Raw genomic sequence first — 6,090 nt, 5'->3', positions numbered from 1 at the left:
GTTGACCCTGTGTGAGAAAACCTCTAGCTGGCATGGCAGTAGATCCAATACTTATCCAATTTCCATTTTATGCAAATTAAAGGTACAACAGCTTATTAGACTCAGAATTCATTCTGAGGCGGACTAGATGAGAATGAAATAGCCCTGGGTCGGATGTGGGGCTTGTTTTCGTTTAAGCTAAATTTTGAGGTTAGACGAACAAAACCCCCTGTGTGGGATCTGATCCATGACTGAAAACAACGATACTTTGCTGTTAAAAGCTGCTAAAAGTGGCGATATCAAGGGGCTGTGTGCGCTACTGGCTGCTGGTGCGCGGGTGGACGCGTGCGATCGCCAAGGCACGACGGCGTTAATGTTTGCTGCCAATTTCGGCTACACCGAAATTGGGCGATCGCTGCTGGATGCTGGGGCAGATATCAACTTATCCAGAAAACTCTATGGTTTGACGGCTTTGATGTTGGCGGCTAGCGCCAAACAGCTTGACATTGTGCAGCTTTTATTATCTAGAGGTGCTGATGTCAATGCCACTAATGAAGATGGCAGCACAGCTTTAATGGCAGCAGTACTCAAAGGTCATATCGATGTAGTGCGAGTTTTATTGGCTGCTGGTGCCCAAGTTAATATCGCAGACAAAGATGATGATACTGCGTTGAAACTCGCCGTTAAGCAGGGAAAAATAGAAGTTCTACAAGCAATTCTCCAAGCTGGTGTCGATGTGAATATCCCAGATGAGGAGGATGAGACACTCTTAATGCTAGCAGCAGACTTGGGATATCTAGAGATTGTGGAAGCACTACTGGCAGTAGGGGCTGATGTGAATGTGAAAAACGCCGATGGTGCAACTGCCCTATCGGTAGCAGCAGCAGCTGGACACAGTGCGATCGCAGCAGCTTTACTAGATCGAGGTGCCGAGATTAATCTCCAAGACCAAGATGGTGAAACTGCCCTACATCTTGCCGTTGTGGAAGGCTACATTGATGTAGTGCAAGCGTTACTTAACAGGGGTGCAGATGTCCATATTAAAAACAATCTGGGTGATACACCACTGCTTGTAGCAGCGTTGCAGGGACACAGCCAAATTGTCGAGGCATTGCTGCATTCTGGGGGAGATATTAATGGGAAAAACCTTGGTGAACTACCTTTAACGTTGGCTGCATCACAAGGACACACCCAAACAGTGAAAGTATTGCTAGACTATGGTGCTGATGCCAACACTCCGGGGGATGATGGCAAAACTGCTTTGCTCAAGGCAACCGAACGCAAGCACACAGAGATTATACATTTACTGCTGGCAAAGGGGGCAGATGTGAATTTTCAAGACTCCGCTAGGGCGACATCATTGATGTGGGCTGCCTCAGCAGGTTATGACGAAATTGTGCAGTTATTACTCCAATCTGGGGCAGATGTGAATTTAAAAAACCGGGGTGGTTATACTGCTTTGATGATTGCAGAATTTAATGATTATAAGAATGTCGTGCGGAGTCTCCAAAAAGCTGGGGCGCAAGAATAGCCAATAGCCATCTGGATTATTCATCTAAAATATTTTCATAAATATCTTGACAAATCATTAAATCAAGGTTATTGACTTAAATACCAATAAGTTTAAAAAAAACTAAATCTGGACGTGAGAAACAAAGAAAGCAAAACTCCGTCGTAGCTGTTGTGAACTTGCTACGGCGGAGAAAGGAAAAATTAAAACGCCAAAACGGAGTAGGCTAAATGCTTGCGTCACAAGGATAGAAATAAAGCAAAAATGAACAAGTAAATTTACCTTTGACTTTTTACCTTGTACCTTTTACCTTTTACCTAGTCTCCCCCTTGGCGTTTCCTACTGTGCTAGATGTGCAAAATATATAATTTTTACTTGAAGAGAAAAGTATTCTAAGGATCATTTTTTATGTATCATCCTAAAAGCTAAATATAAACAAGTCACCAAAAAAGGTTGATGTGAGACTATTTGGGCGATCGCTACGGAAAGTCAAAGAAAAAATAAATCAAAAATTTAATCACTCTGGTGAATCCCCTATCACCATAAGTTTAAGCATTGACTCATGACTTGACCAAGCAAAAGTGTCTAATGACTATAAAATTTGCAGAACAACTAGTGTCATATCATCAGTGTTTTGCTTATCAGCACCGATGAATTGTTGAACTTGGTCAAATAGGTAATCCACAATCTCTTCTGGTCCATTGCAGTACTTACAAGCCGTATTGAAGCCAGTGACAAAATTCTCTTCATCGAAGCGATCGCCACCTGCGGCAGCAGCATCAGTCAAGCCATCTGTATAGTAAATAATTGTATCCCCAGACTCTAACTGTACCTGGGCATCTTCATATTGGCTGTTAGCATCTAAACCGATTAACATTCCTAGAGTATCTAAACGGCTGACAGTTTTCGTAGCTGCGTGCCACCACAAAGGAGGATTGTGTGCCGCATTGCTATAAGACAAAATTCGGCTGTAGGGATTATATTCTGAGTAAAATAGCGTTACAAAGCGGTGGGAATTTTCCAAATCCGCATACATAACTCTATTTAAGTTTTGTAGAATTCCGGCTGGGGAATTACCATGTAACACTTCTCCCCGTAGCATTCCCCGCATCATCGTCATAATTAGCCCAGCCGGGACACCTTTGCCCATGACATCTCCAATAACCAAACCCCAGCGACTAGTTTCCGTGCTGTCTTTAGTCTTGGGCTGAATCTTATTGTGATTGGTAGCAATAAAGTCGTAGTAGTCTCCGCCGACGCGATTGGCAGGTTTACAACGTGCCGCCAGGACTACACCAGGGATTATGGGGCATTGACGTGGCAGAAGTCGCCGTTGAATTTCTGCGCCAATTTCTAGTTCTTGATCTAGGCGTTCTTTTTTTCTTAGTTCTACAGCTAGTTCATCGTTTTCGATCGCTACTGCTGTTTGGTCTGCTACTAACCTAACTAACTTTTGCCTAGTTTCTGTCCAACTATATTCTGGATCGCGGCTCAAAACATAGAGCCATCCCCGTTCTGTATGCTTCACCAGAATCGCCGTACCAAAGATTTGCACATCTGGCCCCAAATAGTGATGCATCTGGTCATCCAAAATCCCTGTGGCATTCGCTAGAGGGGCACTATTGGGTATAAGCGTAATTTGACTGCTGGCTATTTCTAGCGCTTTGCGGATATTTTTTCGCTGACGACTATCTTGCCAATGTAACTGCTCTAACCTGACTTGACCATGTTTGTAGAGAAACAGGGCGCTACCGTCTGCATCTGTCACTCTTGTTGCCATCAGCGGGATCAGTTCCAAAAACTGATTCAAATTATTGAAACTTCTCAGGGCAAATCCTAAAGAACTTAGCAAATCTTGAATTTTGTTCTGTTCCCGGTGCAACCTTGCCACGAGTTCTTTGAGTGCCACGACTGGTGTGACATCCGTCGCGGCACTACTATTGTTTTCAGTGGGTTGAGAGGGCAGTTGAGACACAGGCACAGGTACTATTGCACTTTATATTGGTAGATTTTAGATTACTTATAAATCTTTTGGCTTTGGCATTGCTAAACCATATTTAGACAATACTTGTGATTTTAGCAAGAGTATAAAGACGTAACAGGCAAATTTTATAAGTATTTTATTTGCTTATTGTATTTCTGATGGAATATTCGTAATTTCAAATCATGTATTTTTAGTCCAAATCCAACCCGTAAAAATTACTAGTTTCGGTGATAGTTAAGAAAGCTTTTCATTTTTTCATAACTTAATTCCCAAAGCATATCTCTAAAGTTAGAAAAATACTCTATTCAAAGAATAATTCCTAACGTTTTCAGAGTGACTGTTTGGGCAGAGGCAACTAGGAGACTAGAAGTATTTTGAGTGAAAACCTCTAGAAGCGCCCAAATCGAGCTTGGTTTGCTAAAAAATAGACTTACACTCATTCCCAAACCTGAGAATATGTAAATAAGTCTTCAAATACTTAATTTGTATATCATAATTGTCGGGATAATGGCCAAAATTAAGCTTTTCCATTTTGAATTTCTCGTTTTACGAATTTTGAGTTGCTGAAGATGCAAAACTTAAACCCATTGAAACGAGACAAAAGTGAGTTAAGCCTATCTTTTGAGTCAGGTTTATTGGGACAAACTCATGGTTTTAGGGCTTGAGATGTTTCCAGTATTTTGTTTCTAGTACAACACGGCCTAAATAAAACACCAATTCAAAATCAATGAAACGCTTACGCTGTATACCTGTTTGAATTTTGAATGAGTGAATTTTGAATTCCGCCACAGTGTACTAGTTAGTTCAAGTGATAATACCAGATTTAGTCATCCCTAAATTTATCAGCTTGTCAAGAAAATTTTTTAACTCCAAATTTTTCAACTAGCCACTCAAGAGAGCCTCGACAAACTCATAGCTGGAAAAGGGGCGTAGGTCTTCAATTCCTTCGCCAGCACCAATAAAGCGAATGGGTAAACCTAGCTGCTGCACAACAGCAAGGGCAACGCCGCCTTTGGCGGTGCCATCCAGCTTGGTTAAGACAACGCCACTCAGTTGGGCAGCTTGAGAGAAAACTTCAGCTTGCCGCAGTCCATTTTGACCTAAAGTGGCATCTAGAACTAAAAGAGATTCTACTTTGGCATTTGGGGCTTTTTTGTCGATAATTCGCCGGATTTTACCGAGCTCGTCCATTAAATTTTTCTTGTTTTGCAGTCGCCCAGCTGTATCTATCAGAAGTAATTCGGTTTGACGCGCTTGAGCGGCTGCGATCGCATCAAACACAACTGCTGCCGGATCTGTATTCTTTCCCGGATTGGCAATTACTTCCACACCACTTCTACTACCCCAAACCTTCACCTGTTCCACGGCGGCGGCGCGGAAGGTATCTGCTGCCCCAATCAAGCATTTATAGCCAGATTTTTGTCCCAAGTGGGCAATTTTGCCGATGGTGGTGGTTTTTCCGGCACCATTCACCCCGGTGATTAACCAAATGTTTAAGGTTTCTTTTTCTGGGGTAAAGGTAGTTTTATGGGATGTTTTGCTCGGTGCATCCAACATATCCCGGAGGATTTTTTTCAGGTAAGCGATCGCTTCTTCAGGTGCGGTGACTTCTTCTCGAAGTTTTTTCTGTAGGGCATTGATAATAAAGTCTGTGGCCTCGACACCCACATCAGCTTGCAGGAGCAATGCCTCAATTTCCGTCACAGCAGCAAGGTTAAGCGGTCCTTGACCAACGATCGCTTTGAGTTGGTTGAGAATACTACGACGAGTTTTGTCTAACCCTTGCCGAAGCTTTTTCAGCCAGGTAATTTCTTCAATAGAAACATCTTCTGGACTTCTACCTTGAGCTGCTAAGACTCTCGCCGACCAGACAAACCCATCATCAAATACCAGTCCAGGAATTTCCTCTCCTGTCTCTGAGGTTACAGCTACTGGCTGTACTACCTCCGCTTCTGGAACTTCAATCGCGGTGGCTACTAGTTGTTCCAGCTTGGCTTGCCGTTCTGCCGCCGCCCGTTCTAAGAAAGATAGTGCTGTTGGCTGTGCGGCCTCTGGCGTAGCTAGTGGTTCGGTGGGTATTGGTTCAGCTTCACTTGTGGTTAGTTCTGGGCTTTTGATATCTGGCTGATCAGCAATTGCTGCCACTGAGGAATCTTCTGTAATTTCTGACTCAGTAGCAGCTTGGATAACTTCTGGCTGTGCAGTTTCTACGGTTGTACTAACAGGTTCCTCAGTTGCTTCTGGCTCGGCGATTTGGGCAATTGCCGTTTCTGGAGTTTCAGGTTGTGCTAATGGTGCTGAGGTATCTGCTGAATTAGGCGGGGTTTCTACTACCTCAGCTTGTTGTTTTTGCTGAATATTTTTGTAGGCAGCTTTAGCAAACGCCAACAAATCTGCCGTTGTGTCTGGTGCAATTTCAGTAGTTGGTGTTGACGTTTCGGCTGGCTCTGGTTGGGGTTCTTGTGCAGGAGGAGTTTCTTCCTGCTTCTTTTCAGAGGGAGTATCAGAGGAATCGTTATATTGACGACGGAACCAATTAAAAACCATTGCAGCAGTATTGGTTATATAAGTTATGAGTTATAAGTTTAATTTAACTTGGGGCATTGGACATTGGGCA

General features: G+C 43.1%; 3 protein-coding genes. 1 reads left to right on the top strand and 2 read right to left on the bottom strand.

The features are described 5' to 3' along the window. Positions 1 to 226 precede the first annotated feature (226 nt). Entirely contained in the window at positions 227 to 1,510 is a 1,284-nt protein-coding gene (locus V7L05_RS20720) for an ankyrin repeat domain-containing protein (protein ID WP_335166746.1), read from the top strand. A gap of 571 nt (positions 1,511 to 2,081) precedes the next feature. Here V7L05_RS20720 and V7L05_RS20715 read toward each other — a convergent pair. Beyond that, on the bottom strand, positions 2,082 to 3,470 hold the full coding sequence (locus tag V7L05_RS20715; RefSeq protein WP_335166744.1) for a PP2C family protein-serine/threonine phosphatase: 1,389 nt from the start codon (positions 3,468 to 3,470) through the stop codon (positions 2,082 to 2,084). An 885-nt stretch (positions 3,471 to 4,355) separates the two neighbouring features. Further along, complete coding sequence (ftsY, locus tag V7L05_RS20710) at positions 4,356 to 6,020, bottom strand: signal recognition particle-docking protein FtsY (protein ID WP_335166743.1); 1,665 nt, start codon at positions 6,018 to 6,020, stop codon at positions 4,356 to 4,358. Between the last annotated feature and the right edge of the window lie 70 nt (positions 6,021 to 6,090).

It is taken from the genome of Nostoc sp. (genome assembly GCF_036917755.1).
Taxonomy (GTDB): Bacteria; Cyanobacteriota; Cyanobacteriia; order Cyanobacteriales; family Nostocaceae; genus Nostoc.
This window is presented reverse-complemented; position numbering and strand designations above follow the sequence as displayed.

Coding starts and splice junctions, on each gene's coding strand:
- V7L05_RS20720 (WP_335166746.1), top strand. CDS start 227: ATGACTGAAAACAACGATACTTTGCTGTTAAAAGCTGCTAAAAGTGGC.
- ftsY (WP_335166743.1), bottom strand. CDS start 6,020: ATGGTTTTTAATTGGTTCCGTCGTCAATATAACGATTCCTCTGATACT.